The 16,616-nt window shown below is 43.4% G+C and carries 16 protein-coding genes; 11 read left to right on the top strand and 5 right to left on the bottom strand.

Translation table 11 applies throughout. From position 1 onward, the window contains the following. Positions 1-90: 90 nt before the first annotated feature. Positions 91-2,124 (bottom strand): alkyl/aryl-sulfatase, encoded by a 2,034-nt coding sequence (locus tag RH86_RS13145; protein ID WP_009386655.1) that lies wholly within the window; start codon positions 2,122-2,124, stop codon positions 91-93. 116 nt (positions 2,125-2,240) lie between these two features. On the opposite strand from RH86_RS13145, the gene RH86_RS13140 reads away from it, so the two are divergent. The 8 genes from RH86_RS13140 to RH86_RS13105 all read left to right on the top strand — a co-directional run bounded on the left by RH86_RS13140 (position 2,241) and on the right by RH86_RS13105 (position 10,380). Further along, the gene (locus RH86_RS13140; protein WP_005595309.1) at positions 2,241-3,131 is read left to right on the top strand and encodes a LysR family transcriptional regulator; all 891 of its coding nucleotides are present in this window, start codon (positions 2,241-2,243) and stop codon (positions 3,129-3,131) included. 383 nt (positions 3,132-3,514) lie between these two features. After that, a complete protein-coding gene (locus RH86_RS13135) occupies positions 3,515-4,357 on the top strand; it encodes a hypothetical protein (protein ID WP_009386654.1) in 843 nt (280 codons plus the stop codon). Between the two features lie 343 nt (positions 4,358-4,700). Beyond that, positions 4,701-5,798, top strand: a complete 1,098-nt coding sequence (locus RH86_RS13130; protein ID WP_009386653.1) for a methyl-accepting chemotaxis protein — start codon at positions 4,701-4,703, stop codon at positions 5,796-5,798. A 595-nt stretch (positions 5,799-6,393) separates the two neighbouring features. Then, positions 6,394-7,116 carry a DUF969 domain-containing protein gene (locus RH86_RS13125; protein ID WP_009386652.1) on the top strand — a complete coding sequence of 241 codons (723 nt, stop codon included), beginning with the start codon at positions 6,394-6,396 and terminating at the stop codon, positions 7,114-7,116. A gap of 2 nt (positions 7,117-7,118) precedes the next feature. After that, the gene (locus RH86_RS13120) at positions 7,119-8,024 is read left to right on the top strand and encodes a DUF979 domain-containing protein (RefSeq protein ID WP_009386651.1); all 906 of its coding nucleotides are present in this window, start codon (positions 7,119-7,121) and stop codon (positions 8,022-8,024) included. 8 nt (positions 8,025-8,032) lie between these two features. After that, complete coding sequence (gene pcp / locus RH86_RS13115) at positions 8,033-8,671, top strand: pyroglutamyl-peptidase I (protein WP_009386650.1); 639 nt, start codon at positions 8,033-8,035, stop codon at positions 8,669-8,671. Between the two features lie 176 nt (positions 8,672-8,847). Continuing rightward, positions 8,848-9,717, top strand: coding sequence for a patatin family protein (locus RH86_RS13110; RefSeq protein ID WP_009386649.1), 870 nt, complete (start codon positions 8,848-8,850; stop codon positions 9,715-9,717). Positions 9,718-9,744: 27 nt separating this feature from the next. Next, positions 9,745-10,380, top strand: coding sequence for a DsbA family protein (locus RH86_RS13105; protein ID WP_009386648.1), 636 nt, complete (start codon positions 9,745-9,747; stop codon positions 10,378-10,380). A 64-nt stretch (positions 10,381-10,444) separates the two neighbouring features. On the opposite strand, the gene RH86_RS13100 is transcribed toward RH86_RS13105, so the two are convergent. After that, the gene (locus RH86_RS13100; protein ID WP_005598240.1) at positions 10,445-10,657 is read right to left on the bottom strand and encodes a cold-shock protein; all 213 of its coding nucleotides are present in this window, start codon (positions 10,655-10,657) and stop codon (positions 10,445-10,447) included. A 258-nt stretch (positions 10,658-10,915) separates the two neighbouring features. Further along, positions 10,916-12,358 (bottom strand): PLP-dependent aminotransferase family protein, encoded by a 1,443-nt coding sequence (locus tag RH86_RS13095; protein WP_009386647.1) that lies wholly within the window; start codon positions 12,356-12,358, stop codon positions 10,916-10,918. A 111-nt stretch (positions 12,359-12,469) separates the two neighbouring features. Between RH86_RS13095 and RH86_RS13090 the strand changes: the two genes are divergently transcribed. The 3 genes from RH86_RS13090 (at position 12,470) to RH86_RS13080 (ending at position 15,387) form a co-directional block, all read left to right on the top strand. Next, on the top strand, positions 12,470-13,129 hold the full coding sequence (locus RH86_RS13090; RefSeq protein WP_009386646.1) for a pyridoxamine 5'-phosphate oxidase family protein: 660 nt from the start codon (positions 12,470-12,472) through the stop codon (positions 13,127-13,129). A 486-nt stretch (positions 13,130-13,615) separates the two neighbouring features. Continuing rightward, positions 13,616-14,620, top strand: a complete 1,005-nt coding sequence (locus tag RH86_RS13085) for a porin (RefSeq protein WP_009386645.1) — start codon at positions 13,616-13,618, stop codon at positions 14,618-14,620. A 152-nt stretch (positions 14,621-14,772) separates the two neighbouring features. Beyond that, positions 14,773-15,387 carry a fumarylacetoacetate hydrolase family protein gene (locus tag RH86_RS13080; protein ID WP_009386644.1) on the top strand — a complete coding sequence of 205 codons (615 nt, stop codon included), beginning with the start codon at positions 14,773-14,775 and terminating at the stop codon, positions 15,385-15,387. Between the two features lie 98 nt (positions 15,388-15,485). Here RH86_RS13080 and RH86_RS13075 read toward each other — a convergent pair whose 3' ends face one another. Both RH86_RS13075 and RH86_RS13070 read right to left on the bottom strand, forming a co-directional pair. Next, positions 15,486-15,800 (bottom strand): AzlD domain-containing protein, encoded by a 315-nt coding sequence (locus tag RH86_RS13075; protein ID WP_009386643.1) that lies wholly within the window; start codon positions 15,798-15,800, stop codon positions 15,486-15,488. Further along, entirely contained in the window at positions 15,797-16,594 is a 798-nt protein-coding gene (locus tag RH86_RS13070; RefSeq protein WP_009386642.1) for an AzlC family ABC transporter permease, read from the bottom strand. The genes RH86_RS13075 and RH86_RS13070 overlap by 4 nt, the downstream gene beginning before the upstream one ends. Positions 16,595-16,616 lie beyond the last annotated feature (22 nt).

Below are 16,616 nucleotides of genomic sequence, written 5' to 3'. Positions count from 1 at the left end.
AAGCCTTGCCGCTATGTGGCAAGGCTTTTTAGATAAGGTTAGTGAATCTTAACCTACACCCACTATGGGCAGGTTGTTATCAAGTGTCGTTTACTTACTTGTTGACCTGTTGGGCATTGGCAGAACTTCAAACATGCCATCAAATTTATCTAAGGTGCCAGCAAGTTGTGCTAGTAGTGCTGTATCGCCTTTCACACCTGCTTGACCTGATTTAAAGAGTGCTTCTAGTGTTGTTTCACCGAGTACCACTTTAGTGAAGTCACCTTTGTTGATGATCAGTTCAAAGTCAACGTTTGGCAGCTTATCGACCTCAATATTTGCCATGTTGGCATTAGACACTTCACCGTAGTAACGCTCTTCTAGATCGGGGTGGTAAACACCAAAGTTGAAGTTGAGATCCGCCGCTTCTGCTTTTGGTGCGTTCAGGCTAACGGCAATAAAGTCTAAGAACATTCCCGTTGGCGTGTTGGCAATGACATCTGGTGAGGCAATCTTGATAGACTCTTGGATTTCACCAGTACGCAATTCAACAGCACCTTGCAAGTAACTATTGCGCCACGCCATGGTTTCAGATTGGTAACCTTGCTGCTCAAAACTGTCTGCGAGCGCAAAACGGTAATCAATATTATTCGGCAGACATTGCACTAGGTCGTTAAACAGTTGCGATGCTTGCTGATATTCCCCTGCATTGAAATGCGTCATACCGGCTTTGTACATTACGTCTGCGCCTGCCGCATTGACATACACACATGACTGATCTTTTGTTTGCAACGGGTTTGTGTTTACCGGATTCATATCATGATAACCGAGGTAGAGGTTTACGACCGCACGAGCGTTGTGGCTATAGGAGCCGTGATAACCGTTCGTATGCCATGTGTCGATTTGAGATTGCGGAACGATCTCTTCGATTTGGCGGCCCACATCGTGGATGGTGACACCGTGATTGGCAAGGCGCATGGATTGGTTGTGAATAAAGCCATAGTTATCACGCTGTAGTGCCATGTACTCAGAAATTTCGTTGACGTTAGTATTGGCCTTATCCCATACCGGCGCTGAGTGCGCGGCGTGAATATTGTCGACTAAACCTGAATCGACAAAGCGCATTTTTAGCTCAGTCAGGTATTTTGTCCAAACCAGCGCATCACGAACTTTAGCACCACGGAAAGTATAAATATTGTGCATCCCGTCGTAAGTCAGTTCAGCGGTATTGAGTGAGCGATATTGTGGTACGTAGAGTATGATTTCAGCAGGCGCTTCTGCTCCGGGCATGTTGATCGCGTGGAAATCGAGTCCATCAATGGTGATCACTTTTTCACGTTCTTGAATCTCTTTTGTTGGTGCCACTAGTGTTACTTCACCTCGTGATGTGCCAAGGCCAAGCGCGTTATCCACGATGCCTTTCGTGTTGTTATCCAATGTTGTCCCGTACTGGTAGTTTGCGCGGCGTCCCATTGCGGAGCCTGCAATCACATTTTCGTCTGCTAGCTCTTTAATAAAGTCTTTTGGCGCATAGATTTCGGCATCTTTTGCGAAATCGCCAGATTCATATACGCCACGAGAGCCACCAAAATGGTCAGCATGCATGTGTGAGTAGATCATGCCAGTAATTTTATGCTCGCCATTGATTGCAGGTAGGTGCTGTTTGGCAAATTCCCAAGAAGCCGCTGCTGCTTCACGAGACAGTAGTGGATCGTGAATCACATAGCCGTTATCAGTGCGGTAGATGGTCATGTTGGATAAGTCTGCGCCACGAATTTGATAGACGCCATCAGTCACTTGGTATAAGCCTCCAGCGGCGTAATTCAACATGCCTTGACGCCAAATTGATGGGTTAACGGTTGCTGGTAAATCGTTAACAGACATATCAGCCATGTATTCAAAACGGTTTTTTAGCTCGCCGGCTTCATGTGTACCAAATTCAGCAATCAGTCCACGGCTTGTGCGTTCAAACGCAGAGGTGTCATCCCAAGGAAGTATTTTCGCGGTGGCGGTATTGGCATTTTCCGTGAACTTAGAAGCGGGTTTTCCCTCGTAAGTATCAATAGAGGCATAGTCGTTGGCGGTTGCACCAAATGAGACAATGACTGCCAGAGAAAGAACGGATGGAGTAAAACGAGTTTTCATAGGGAACCTCTTTGGGATGCGTATCGGGTATGGATGTAATTTAGCGGATTGACACATCGCAATACATCCATGAAACTGTATTTAACACATCATGAGATGTTATGTTTGGAGGAAGGATGCTGACGAACATCGATCTAAATTTGCTCAAAGTCTTTGTGGTGGTCTATCGCCATCAATCGATTACTTTGGCGGCGGAAGAGATGGGGTTAACTCAACCGGGAGTGAGCGGCTTACTCAAGCGTTTGCAGCAGCAGGTGGGCAGTCAGTTATTTGTTCGCTCCGGTAGAGGGATCGCACCGACACAGCATGCACAAGAGTTAATGCGCCATGTTGAGCCTGCATTGGTTCAAATTAGTAATGCGCTGGAAGGGTTAGAGGGCTTTTCAACCCAGAATCCACGTAAGTTTGTGCTTTATACCTCAGAACCGGTGATGCTAATGCTGCTGCCGAAGCTAGAAGCTGATGACAGCTTAGGTAATGTCACCATTGAATTGCTGCCAACACATTCTAATGAAGAAGCGCTGATTCAGGCCCTCAATCAATATCAGGCTGACCTTGCGATTGAATTGTCTAACTACTCGACAGGTTCTTTTTTTATTGAAGAGCTGTTTGAAGATCGAGTACTTGTTATTGCGAGAAAAGGGCACCCTAGAGTCGAAAGTGCAATAACTCGCGAACAGTTCTATGCCGAAAAGCACATCACGTTGAAATTACGCCGCGAAGATACTTATATGGCGGATTATTTCACTGAGGAGAGCTTAAGCGAGCGACAAGTCGCTGCGGAATGCACCTCTCTGGTGTCGTTGATGACGATGGTTTCGACGAGTGATTGCATTGCGATTGTGACGGAAAGTATCGCAACTGCATTTGCTGATAAGTTAGGCATCCAAGTGTTGGATTGCCCGTTTACTCTTAAGCCCGTCAAATACCGCTTATTAGCCCATAATCGCGAGAGACGAAGCCCCGCCAACATGTGGTTGCGAGAAAAAATTAAGTCCTATTTTTAACCTTTTACTAAGGACACACGCTATAGAGTTTACGGAGTTATCAAGAATGACGAACACTTTTCAACCTTTATCAAGGACAGGCACTTTTTAACGAGGACAGACATAATAAAGGAAATAGCGATATTGAGGTGTCGAGCAATCTTAGAATTGTCGATGCTTTGTAAATTTGTTGGCAGTGGTCGTTTAAAGATAGGGGCATTTCTACTATTGCTCAGTTAGAAATGAATGATCGGTTTTCTTAGGTCTGTTTGACTAAATCAGAATTTCTTTTAAATCAATAGCTTTCATTACACAAAGTTAGTTTGAGCATATGCTATATAGTAATTATCTGACTTACTTACTATCTTGTTAGTGTTCCGCATAACAAGTAAAGGAATTAAGTGATGAAAAAAGTAACGCTGATTATGGGTTTGATGGCGGGACTCGCGTCAAGCCAAATTTATGCGACACAAATGCCGAGTGGTGAGATTGATTTAATGGGGAGTGACCTGCAATCCGCAACGATTAACAATCTAAGCTTTAAAATTGCGGATTTTTCTCAAGCGACAAAAGCCGGCGAGTTAACTCAAGCCGGATTTGTTTTTGAACGTGGCTATGATGATGGTTACGTCGGGCCTGCGGGGTACTTTCAGTCTCAAAGCATTGTGACGTGTTCAGAACCGGCGACTCGGATTACTTCTCTAGCGGATTTTTCGGCTTTTCCTCAAAGTGAAAACCCTTTTCCTACCTTTGGTTTAGTTTCTTATAATAAAGCTGACTCTGCAGATAAAGATGGCATTCAACGGATTGGTTTTCGTCTATATAAAGACCAGTCAGTGATGAACTTTTCTGGATTGGAGCCTTTAAAACAGGGTGATAAACGTAAAACACTGGATGCGATTACTCAGCAATTTGGCACACCATCGATGGTGTTAAAAGAGAAAGATGGCTTACGAGTATTGTATGTCGAAAAAGGCGTGGATTCCGCAGCGCTTCAATTAGCCTACGAGAATGCGCTAAACCCACAGATAAAAGATAACCTACTCAATATGACACCATCGACAGTACTTTATGGCGTGCTGTTAGATGCGTCATTAAATAGTGATTTACCGCTAAACATCAAGGGCAATGCTTTAGAGTTCTATATCGGTGACGAATATATGGTTTTTACCAAATATGCTGAAACAGGCAAGTTTATCGATCGTATTAACACTGAACTTGAGAAGTGTGATTCGACGGCGTTGTAAATTAGAATGTGTAAATAGACAGTAGTATGCAAAAGCTCAGACAGTGTCTGGGCTTTTTTGTTGCCATAAAATAGCAATCGCGTGAGGCTAATTTACTGCCCGCTCTTTTGATAAATAAAATGGATGTAGGATAACTTTATTTAATGAGAGAGTTACTTACTGTTAGAGTAAAGACACCAATGTGATGTGTAAAATATCACTGACCACTCAGATTTATACTATGTCGAAATGATATTCTCGCTAGGCGAGAAAACTTGCTGATCATTTTTTGATATAAATCAATACAAATTGTAACTTATTGGTGACAGCCTACTGTCTATTAAAAATAAGGAGTTACATTTAAGTGTGGTTCTACAAAAAATTAAAACAAGAAAATCACCAGCTGAGACAAGAAATCGAACAGTTAAAGAAACAGTATAAAGAAGAAGTAGAAGATTTAACCGCTCAGCTAGATCAAACCAATTGCTTGCTCAAGGAAACCAATAATACCCAAGATTTAGATGCCAATATCATGTCCAATGTGCTTTCAGGAGGAGAGCTACTGGATGTAATACGCAATAGCATGGCCGAAAGTGCAGAGATTTTGGTTAGTGAAAATCAAACGCTCAGTGTAATGAGTGAAATGTTTAGTCAAACCAACCAAGCACTTGAACGCTTGATTCAGCGTACTGAACGTATCAATCAACAAACGCAGACAAGTCAATCTTCATCTGTAATTTTGGATGAAACAGCCCTTTCAATCGGCAAATTAGTCGGCTCGATTAAAGACATTTCTGAGCAAACTAATTTATTGGCACTCAATGCGGCGATCGAAGCGGCGCGAGCAGGGGAAGCGGGCAGAGGTTTTGCTGTGGTTGCCGATGAAGTGCGTAAACTGGCCAGCAAGGCGCAGGATGCTAGTGGCCAGATCGAAAACCTTGTAAAACAGATACTTTCCCAGGTTGAATCGATTAAAGAATCGATTCAAGTTAGCCAAGATTGTGCGATTGATGTGTCCAGTTCAACCGAACAAATCAGTAGTGTGGTCAATGATGTATTAGGCAAATCTAAGCACATGCAAGAGATCATTCGATCCGCATCATCACGCGCTTTCTTAAACACGGTTAAGTTGGACCATGTGGTGTGGAAGAACAATGTTTATCAGTTAGTCAGTAAGCGCGAATATGGCTATGCGGTTAACAGCCATAAAGAATGCCGACTGGGTAAATGGTATTTTGAAGGCGCTGGTGCTGAGTATTTCAGTCAATTACCAAGCTTTAATGCGATTAACTCTCCTCATGAAGCGGTGCACAATTCTGGCCGAGATGCTTTGCTTTGTGGTCAAAGCGATAACCTAACGTCTATGATGCAACACCTTCAAAGCATGGAAATAGCAAGTGAAGGGGTGGTACACAACATTGATCGATTATTAGAAGAATCGATTGAACGAAAAATCGGTTAACTACCTAAAGGGCGAATTATCGCCCTTTATTCTTTTTATCTATTCGTTAAAAATCCTTACCTACGGAATGCCTGCCTAGTTTGATTGTTCTCTAAGCATCTTATTTACCTTCGTTGCCCCAAAATTTAAATCGTCATGCTCTCAATGAGTTAAAAGATGATGATTTTGCGATTATTGGGATAAATAAAAGCCTTAAAATTTTGTCTGGTGAACATCGATTATCAATGTTTTGCTGATTTTGAACACGACAGCGATTGAATATTAAGCAATAACACTCTGGTGAATGTGTATTTTGTTCGTTATATCGACATTTATAATAAGAGCTCTGATCTGTTGCTGTTTGTAAGAAAAAATCGTAATGGATATCACAATAAATATCGATTGAAGCACGTCTTTTTTGCTGCATATACTCGAGCGTCAACGGAGCGCTCTTGCTGTTGGATTCTAGTGTCAAAGGCTTGGAAATAAGTGCTTACAAGGCGCGAATATTTTCCTATCTGAAATGAGTGGTACAACTCAGATTCCTGAATCAAAACGTCGCTTGGGATGTGTGTTTTCTGTTGTCAAAATAATTATGACAGGAAGAAAGAGAATTATGATCGATTTATGGCCATTGATTGGCATTGTAATAATAACCGTGGGGTTGGCGTTAAAACAAAATACGCTATTGGTTATTTTGGTTGCTGGTGTGACGACTGGTTTAGTTGCCGATCTTGCGGTGAAAGACATTTTATCGACTTTGGGTCAGTCTTTTACACAGAACCGTTATATGTCGCTATTTATCTTGGTTTTACCAATGATTGGCGTGCTTGAGCGTTACGGTCTGCGTCAACGTGCAGAAGCGCTGATTGGTTCGATGAAAAAAGCCTCGGTAGGTAAAATATTAATGACTTACCTAGCATTACGTAAGATTACTAACGGTATGGGTTTAAACATTGGTGGTCACCCTTCAATGATTCGTCCTCTTATTGCGCCAATGTCAGAAGCGGCGGCTGAAAAATCGACACCAGAATTCAGTGATGAAAAACGTCAGACGATTCGTGCTCTATCTGCCGCGAGTGAGAACTTTGGTAACTTCTTTAGCCAAAACCTCTTTATTGGTACGGGCAGTTTGCTATTAATCAAAGGCGTGATGAGTGACAACCAACTGGATGTTAAACTCGAAACGATGGCACTTTGGGCCGTCCCAACTGCCATTATGTCTTTTGTAGTGTTTGCTATTTATACCAAGTTTATTAGTGCTCGTATGAATAAAAACACCACCACGAACGAGGTGCAGATCTCGACGGAATCTCAACTAGAAAAAGAAGGGCATTAAGCATGCTTGAGTATGTATATCAAGCCACCGGTCTTTTGCTGTTGGCATTCTCACTACAAAGTTTTTTAGATAAGAAAAATCCAAAACGTGTCGGCAGCGGTCTATTTTGGTTGATTTATGGCGTTACTTTTATTTTTGGTGCGATGATCCCCCATTGGATTACGGGTGTGATGGTATTGATGCTTACTGCATTGGCTGCGGGCGGCTTCATGGGCATTGGTAATTACGGTACAACCTCGGATGAAGAACGTCGAGACAGTGCTTCTGTACTGAAAAACAGACTGTTTTACCCTGCGATTGTGGTGCCAGTTGGGACAGTCGCAATTAGCCAACTGACCTCTTTGGGTGCTTTAGTTGGCTTGGGCGTGAGCTCTATTGCGGCGATTATCGTTGCCCTTATTGTGACGAAAAGCCGCCCAATGCACAGCCTCAACGAAGGGCGACGTCTAATTGATTCGATTGGTTGGGCGGCAATTTTATCGCAATTTTTGGCCGCGTTAGGTTATCTATTCAATCAAGCTGGTGTTGGTGAAACCGTCGCGGGCTTGGTTAAGATGATGATCCCTGAAAACATGCTATTGGTGAAAGTGATTGCTTACTGTGTGGGTATGATGCTGTTTACTGTTGTTATGGGTAATGCATTTGCGGCATTTGCTGTGATTACGACTGGTATTGGTATCCCACTGCTAATTCTTGAAAATGGTGGTAATGCGGCGATCATTGGTGTGCTTGGTATGTTATCAGGCTACTGCGGTACCTTGATGACTCCAATGGCAGCAAACTTCAACATCGTGCCTGCAGCCTTGTTAGAGTTAAAAAACAAACACCACGTTATCCTTATTCAGATTGTCCCTGGTTTGGCGATCTTGGCTTTTAACATCTTTGTTATGTACACCTTCGCTTTTTGAGAGCATTTATGAAAAAAGTACTGATTACCGGTTTTGAACCTTTTGGTGGCGCAGCGATTAACCCTGCATTAGAAGCAGTAAAAAAACTGCAAAACGCAACCTTAAACGGTGGTGAAATTGTCATTTGTGATGTGCCAGTGACACGCTATGAAGCAGTTGATACCGTGATTGCTGCGATTGAAAAGTATCAACCTGATTACGTAATCACTGTAGGTCAAGCTGGTGGTCGCGCAGCGATTACGCCGGAGCGTGTTGCGATCAACGTCGATGACTTCCGTATTCCTGACAACGGTGGCAATCAACCGATCGATGAGCCAGTTGTTGCGGATGGTCCTGACGCTTACTTTACCACTCTGCCAATCAAAGCGATTACCCGTACGCTACAAGAGAATGGTATTCCTTGCCAAGTCTCTAACACGGCAGGCACGTTTGTGTGTAACCACTTGTTCTACGGTGTTCAGCACTACCTACGTGACAAAGATATTGGTCATGGTTTTGTGCATATTCCACTATTGCCAGAGCAAGATACGCTAGGAAATCAAGCGACCATGTCGTTGGACGTGATTGCTGAAGGTTTGAGATTAGTTGCACAAGCGACGATCGATAACCCGCACGATGTGGCGATTGGTGCGGGGCAAATCTGCTAAACCGCTCATTTATTGAAAACATAATACCCGCTTAGTGCGGGTATTTTTTATCCTTCATTTTGCTTATGCTAATCTTATTGATAGGTTTGACACATTAAACTGATACCAATAAACAATTAGAGCAGTAGCACGCCATTAAGTAAGCTATTGCTAGAATGAAATAATTGAGAAAACAGATGAGCAAAACAGCTTTGGTAGTGGAAGGCGGAGCAATGCGTGGCATTTTCGCCTGTGGTGTTTTAGATTCATTTATGGCGCAGAATTATAAACCTTATGATTTTGCGATCGGTGTTTCTGCAGGCGCGTCAAATTTATTGGGTTACCTTTCTCATGCGCCAGGTAGAAGTCATCATGTGATAACTAAGCTTGCCACAAATAAACATTTCTTTAATCGTGCTCGTTTCGCCCGAGGTGGCGATTTAGTCGATGTTAAATGGTTAATTAAAGAATCCAATCGTCGCTTTCCTTTGGATAATGAGACATTATTCAAAACACCGATGATTGCAGCGGCAACTAATATTGAGACCGGGCATGCGGACTACTTTCAATTAACACCGTCAAATCTTGAAACTGTTATTGAAGCTACCACAGCATTGCCAATTGCCTATCGCACACCTCCTTGCTTCTCTGGCGGCTGCTACACCGATGGTGGAGTGGCTGACTCTATTCCGGTTAAAGAGGCATACCGACGTGGTGCGCGAGATATTACGGTCGTATTATCACACCCACTCAGCTATCACATGAAGCCGATGCGCGCAGCATGGTTGATGAAGCGATTACTTGCTCAGTACCCACGTATTGCAGAGTCTATGCTTGTACGTGCGGAAAATTACAATCAATCATTAGAATTTATTCATTCTCCACCTGATGATGCGACCATTCGTGTCATTGCCCCACCCGAAGAGTTTTCAGTTAAACGTTTAACCATGAACCAAGCGGTACTTGAAGACGGATATCAAATGGGAATCAATGCCGGACAAATGCATATTGCTCGTGGTGAGGGGATTTTCTATTTTACTCACGAGAAGCATCTTTTTAGTGAATAGAAGTAGCAAGCGCGAAGGGATCAGGGAATGGAGCAAAGCAAGCTATATTATGTGCACGATCCAATGTGTGCATGGTGTTGGGGTTATAAACCTACATGGAACCGAATCGAACAAGCATTGATCCACAATGAAGCTCATCGACTTGAGGTCGTCTATTTAGTTGGAGGATTGGCGGAAGATAACGACCAAGTAATGCCGATGGAAATGCAGCAGCAAATTGCTTCCTATTGGAAGAAAATTGAGCGCTATTTAGGCACCCAGTTCAACTATGATTTTTGGCGTGATAATACGCCTCGACGCTCAACTTATCCCGCTTGTCGTGCCGTCTTGGCTGCTCGCCATTTAGGGGCAGAAAAGGCGATGATCACCGCTATTCAACAAGGCTATTATCTTCGTGCGCTTAACCCAAGTGACAATGCGGTATTAATTCAACTCGCAGAAGAGTTGCAGCTTGATGTCTTTCAGTTTCGACAATTATTTGCATCAAAGGCGCTTAATCAGCTGCTCCATAGTGAAATTGCTTTGGCTCGTTCGATAGGGGGATGCAGCTTCCCTTCCTTGTTTTTTCAACACCAGGGCGTAGTGAAAGAGGTGGCGGTTGATTACCAAGATGCAGAGCAAACGCTTAGAGAGATCCGTTTGCTATTAGATAAGAGAGAATAACCGTTTGAATTTGGACGAGTGGCGTGATGAAGTATCACGCCACCATGATGATTCGGACAACCTATTAGATCGGAGTGACTTGAGTCGCTTGAGGGCCTTTAGGACCTTGCTCGACGTTGAAAGACACTTTCTGTCCCTCCGTCAGCGTTTTAAAACCATCTGAAACAATTTCGCGGAAGTGAACGAAGACATCTGCGCCACCATCATCTTGTGAGATGAAACCAAAGCCTTTAGTTTCATTAAACCATTTTACAGAACCTGTCATTTTACCAGACATACATACCTCAAATATCGTATTAGATTGCTAAACATTAGCGGTTAACAAAAGCTATTAGATGGTTTTGTAAGGTAAAGTTGTCGCAGTGCTTAAACGAAGAAGTTCGAAAGGTTTCTGTGAAAAAACTGTACATTTTACATTAATAGCTTTGTGTCTAGTTCACGTAACCGTCACGCACTATCCATGCGTCATCACGAGAACTATTTAATAAGTCTAGTAAATCCACTTGATAAAGCAAAAAACCGTCGCCGATAAATGCTAATTATTTTTAAAGAATTCATTGGCCAATTGTTCGACTAAGACGGGAATTTGCTCGAGCGGGGTGTTACCAAAGCCAAGCACCACTCCATGCCAGTCACGGCCTGATTTAGCGTGTGGTTGATAGTAGCTCAATGTACGAAGAATGAGGTTAATGTTCAGCGCGCGTTGACGTAAGGTCTCTTCATCGATCTTCCCTTGCCAACGTAATGTAATATGCAGCCCGGCCGCTTGGCTGATGACTTCAACATGGTGACCAAAATACAGCGTGATAGCACTTAGCATTGCTTGGTGTTTGGCTTTATATAACCGACGCATTTTCCGAATGTGGCGCAGCAATTCTCCTTCAGCAATGAAATCGGCGAGAGCGTACTGAGTATGGACAGGTGAATCACCGCTTAATGCGTCTTTCATTACGAGGCACTGTTCAACTAAAGAATCGGGTACCACCATATAACCTAACCGTAAACCATTGAACATTACTTTGCTGAATGAGCCAATGTAGATAACACAATTATCTAGACCAATTTGTGCTGCGAGCCCTTGCAAGCTGGTGTGTGGCCGGTGAGCAAACTGAAACTCGCTATCGTAGTCATCCTCGATAATCCAACGCTTTCTTTGGCTTGCCCAATCAATCAGTTTTAATCGTTGTTCACTGTTGATCGTGGTGCCCATCGGATATTGATTGCTGGGGGTGATGTAAAGCGCCTTGGCTTCGCTTGTAATGATTTGCTCAATATTCACGCCTTTAAACGGGGAGACATTAACATAGCATTTCTGTGCATCAACCAAACTCATCACTTTATCGGCTTGGACATAGCCGGGCTGCTCAAGCAAAATTTTTTCGTCTCGTTGGAGAATGGCTAGTGCAGCAATGGCAAGCCCCTGCTGCGCGCCAGAAGTTATAATGATCTGTTCTGGCCGGCAGACTACTGAACGGCTAGAGGCTAAATAACTTGATAAAGCACTGCGCAATTCAAGTACGCCTTGTAAATCACTATTACCTAAAATGTGCGTGCGAGAGCTGTGACGTTGTAGATAACGTTGCCATTTTTTCAATGGGAATTGGGCGAGATCTGGAATGCCAGGCGCAAACGATCGATTAATATCTTGCTTCAGCTCGCGATGAGATGCAGGAGTTTCGGCGGTGTTGTTAGGATTCAAATAATGTTCTGGCAGTTCGAGTGACACGTAAAATCCACTGCCTCGTTGGCTCTCTATGTACCCTTCACACAGCAATTGTTCGTAGGTGGCAATAACGGTGTTGCGGCTAAGATTCAGCTCTAAAGCCAGTTTTCGCGTTGAGGGGAGTTTTCCGGCTAATGGCCATAACCCGTGCACGATCTTATCGCGAACCGCATGAAATAAGCGCGCTTGTAAAGTGGCGTCACTCTCTGGTAAACAGAGGTCGCCAATATCAATATGAGGTGAAACTCGAGACATAAACTGGATCCACAAATTGCTTAAAACTGGCCCTAAAATTCTAACCAGTTTGTCAATATAGTAGTGATAAAGCAATGTTAGTTAACCACACAAATGTGAATAGGGAAGTTTATGTTATCTGCTACCTCTCGAAGTACGATAAAAAAAGGCGCACATAAAGCACGCACTCAATTAGGACTGCTGCACAGTATTATTGATGAGTCGTTGATTGCACACATTGCCATCAGTGAAGAGTCGGGGCCAGTGGTGATCCCGATGTTGGCTTGGCGAGTAGGCGACCATGTCTATATTCACGGGGCAAATAACAGCCGTTTGATGTGTAATCTCAAAAAAGGTCATTCAACCTGTTTAACCTTTACTTTGTTCGACGGGTGGGTATTGGCACGTTCTGCCTTTCATCACAGTGCGCATTATCGTTCTGCGGTGGTGTTTGGTCAGTTTACCGCGATTGAAGAACGAGATGAGAAAGATAGGCTATTGAATCACTTTATTGAGCAAATCGCCCCTGGTCGATGTGAAGAGATTCGCTTGAGTAGTGATAAAGAATTAGATGCGACTATGTTATTGGCGATACCGTTAACCGAAGCTTCTGTCAAAGTCAGTGAGAATGACGTTGCCGATGATGAACAAGATCTGTCAATCCCCGTTTGGGCAGGTTTTGTACCTTATAAAACAGTAGTTGGTCCTCTAGTAGTAAGTGGCACTATGATTGACGAACCTAAAGCACCGGATTATTCCATGGCGTATGGCGAGCGATGGCAAGATGCATAGTGCCATTTAATGGAGAGTATTTAGGATACTGAGGTTGACAATCAGCCTCAGTGAACCGGGTGTGAAAATCGACTGCGTTATCGGTGTGTTTCAATTTCAATATTAGATAGCCGCTGATGGGGTCTTTATTCTTTACCGTGTAAAAAACATTCACGCATTTATTTGTGTAAAAAACCTTCCACAGGCCAATTGCCATAAGCACTTGGTATTAGTGTGCTCAGCATCACATAACTTAAATAACTTGGTTAAATTGTGATTGACGTCACTAAATACCGTACTTCATCCATCCCAAAGAATATTGTCTTTAAATTTATGCGGTTAAAAAACGAACATTGACACTAATGGTGGTTTTTTGGTGCTACAAGTGAAAATAAGCAACGTTTCACATTTGAAAGTTACAGTTTCATTACTAAATTTGAATGGGTAGCGCGTGTTTTATTTAGCACGTTAATAAAAAGCAACTATCACATAGATAGGGAAATAATGATGAAATTAAATAGCTTAGCCATTGCAGTGGCATCAACTTTAATCGCTTCAACCAGTGCGTCTGCTGCACAAATTTACAGTGGAGATGGAACCAGTTTAGCCGTCGGTGGCTACGTTGATGTGGGGGTTGGTAAATATGGTTCTTATGGTGACGATCCCGAAGTACAAGTTCATCAGGTGTCACCTCGAATCAATATTGAAGGTAAAAAAGAAATTGGTAACGGCGTTACGGTTGACGCAAAAGGCGAATGGTCCCTCAATTATTTAGATGGAGGCGATACCTCGTTTAATACACGACTTGGCTATATTGGGGCGAGCCATGAGCAAGCCGGGCGTGCGGTAGTTGGTACACAATGGTCACCTTATTATGACGTAGGCGGTGTGGCTGATTTACCGATTGCGTTTGCCAACGACTTCCTATATTCAGACCAATATAATCTCGGGTCAGCGCGTGCAGAAAAAATGGTGAGCTATAGAAATACATTGGTCGTTAGTAATGATATTTCTTTAAACATCGGTTTGGGCTGGCAGGGTAAACAAAAGAGTAACTATGATACTCGAGGACAGATTGCTATTAGTGGTGACTTTGCCGGTTTTGGCGTTGGCTATACTTATAATGGCGGTGATGTAGATAGTGGTAAGGCTGAATCACACCTTGTATCAGTCAACTATGGGTCGTATGGTAAAGGAATTTATGTTGCGGGCGTTTACGGTAAAAATGAACATTTTTTCACTAACGCTAAGAAGCAATTACTTGCCGAGTCTTATCAATACGAAGCGTTAGCGGCATTTGGCCTAGATAATGGCGTGAATGTTAGTGTTAACTATGAATCGGTTGAAGACGATAAGACGAGTAAAACACAATACAGTCAAAGCGCACTGCAAGTTGAATACACCATTACATCTGGCTTAGTTACGTTTGCTGGTTATCAGTTTGATTTAGGTAATGATATTGGTATCAAAGAAGAAGACTTCTACACCGCGGGTGTGCGTTACTTCTTCTAACTTAATCTGCTCGATAGTTGATTAATACGAACTCGGAGTTTGGCTCATAATGGGCGCAAGCTCTGAGTTTTTCATTTCTAAAATCAATTTTTGTTTTCCGTCGAATGAGTTTGGCTAAAATGTGCCTTCATTAGTTTCCCAAGGACGAAGCCATGCACTCGATTATTGTTGACGGAAAAGCACTTTCACCAACCAAAGTTCTTTGTGTTGGCCGTAATTACTTAGATCACATAAAAGAACTGAATAATGTAATTCCGCAACAAATGGTAGTGTTTAATAAGCCTTCAACCGCGATTGCCACCCAACTTAATGCTTACCATCAAGAGACTCTGCACTATGAAGGTGAGATTTGCTTTGTGGTCACTCAAGGACAATTGTCAGCCGTGGGCATTGGTCTGGATCTAACCAAGCGTCAACTTCAATCGGAGCTAAAACAGAAAGGCCTACCTTGGGAGCGAGCCAAAGCATTCGATGGTTCTGCTGTGTTTAGTCGCTTTATTCCTTTAGCCGGTCTAACGATTGACGAGCTTGAGATTGAACTATTCATCAACTGCGTTCGAGTACAGCGTGGGGGAGTAAAACAGATGATTTATTCACCACAAATGATCGTCGCTGAGCTACAAAGTTACACGACCTTGTGCGATGGTGATGTCATCATGAGTGGCACCCCGCAAGGCGTGGGTGAAGTACAGCAAGGGGATGTATTTCTCGGCCGCTTGATCCACGCAGGAAAAACGTTAATTGAAATAGAATGGCTAGCAAACTAGGCAACTAAGATTAAAAACAACGCCAGCAATTATTGCTGGCGTTGTTGTTTTGGCCCTATGCCGCTTGTTGAATGACTATGGATGTGGATTGGAGTTGCTTACAGCAGCAAGTTATTCAGCAGTAAAAACACCACCATACTGACCACCGTTGTTAATAGCACATTAGCACTCTTATAGATCAATATGGCCGCTAATACCGCACAAAGTAAGTATGGGTTCGTCGGGGCTAGCCATAATTCCCCCTCGGGTAGAAAAACGATAGGCGCTAGAATGGCAGTCAGTACTGCTGGGCCTGAATAGCTCAGAATGCGCTGCACTTGAGGCGCGAGGCGCAAAGGTAACTTAGGCTCAAGAAAGACATAGCGGCTGAAAAATACTAACCCAGCCATGGCGAAAATTGAAAGTATGATCATGCTTGCTCTCCGCGCAAAGTTTCAACCAAATAACCTGTTAACATGCCGCCTAGGCTGGCGATCATTAATGCTCCTTCGACGTGAAAAAGGTTAAGTGCCACCGAAAAGATCAAAGCCGCGATAACGGCTGCCAAAGTTGGCGAGTTTTTTACATTGGGGATAACTAAGGCGATAAATGTGGCTGCGACGGCAAATTCAAGTCCTAGCTCGTTCATCGCGGGTATATAGCTGCCAGCGACAATGCCCACAAAGGTAGCTAAATTCCAACATAGGTAGAAGCTTAGCCCAGCCCCGAGAGCGTACCAAGGCTCAAAACGTTGAGTGGTTTGATTGCCACAGATAGCAAATAGCTCATCGGTGAGCAAAAAACCTAACGCTAGCCGCCAGCGTAGTGGAAGTTTACCAATCGTACTGCGCATCGATACGCTATAAAGAAAGTGTCTTGAAGTTATGAACAAGGTCGTCAGTAATAGCGTTGCGATGCCAGCGCCAGCTTTCATCATCCCTGTTGCGACAAGCTGGGCGGAGCCCGCAAACAAAATTGCTGACAATGCTTGGCTTTCGATGGGGTTCAAGCCTGAATCAATTGCATAGGATCCTGCTAATAATCCCCATGGAACAACCGCAATGCTAAGCGGAATCATGGCGATGCAGCCCTGTAAAAAAAGTTCTCGGTTGCTTTGGGCTAATTGGTCAGTAGTTCTATCGTTGGTTGAGACGTTTTCTATAGAAGTACGCTCTATCGAATTACTCTGGGTTGAATCATACTTTTGACTGCGGTGCGGCTTGCCCATACATACTTCCTTATTGATGTTG

It is taken from the genome of Vibrio sp. N418, assembly GCF_000222565.1.
In the GTDB taxonomy this organism is placed as follows: Bacteria; Pseudomonadota; Gammaproteobacteria; order Enterobacterales; family Vibrionaceae; genus Vibrio; species Vibrio scophthalmi.
Note: the sequence above shows the minus strand (reverse complement) of the source record. Positions and strands in the feature narration are given on the sequence as shown.